We start from the raw sequence: 231 nt of genomic DNA, 5'->3' as shown, positions 1-231 counted from the left end.
CCGGCTGTATCCGGGTGATCCCGCGTACAGGGGGGAAGCGCCCGCGGCTCGCACTGCGTCGCAGTTCGCGTAGAACGTGTTCGAAGGCGAGGCGGGTGCCGGCTCCTCGGGGACCGGCGCAGGCGCCGGGGCGGGTGCTGGAACTGGCTGCGGCGCGGGTGCGGCGAAGCCAGAGCTGGGGGCCAGCTCAGTTGGGCATGTTTCGGGCACCCGATGCATCGCGTCGCGCTC

1 protein-coding gene is annotated in these 231 nt (G+C 72.7%); it reads right to left on the bottom strand.

The genetic code is table 11. The annotated features are described in order from the left end of the window. On the bottom strand, positions 1–219 hold a 219-nt coding region (locus KVT36_RS33360), incomplete at its 3' end, for an excalibur calcium-binding domain-containing protein (RefSeq protein WP_368670065.1). Positions 220–231 lie beyond the last annotated feature (12 nt).

Source organism: Chitinophaga sp. GbtcB8 (assembly GCF_019091455.1).
Taxonomy (GTDB): domain Bacteria; phylum Bacteroidota; class Bacteroidia; order Chitinophagales; family Chitinophagaceae; genus Chitinophaga.
The sequence above is the reverse complement of the archived record's forward strand: the minus strand, read 5'-3'. Positions and strand labels throughout refer to the sequence as shown.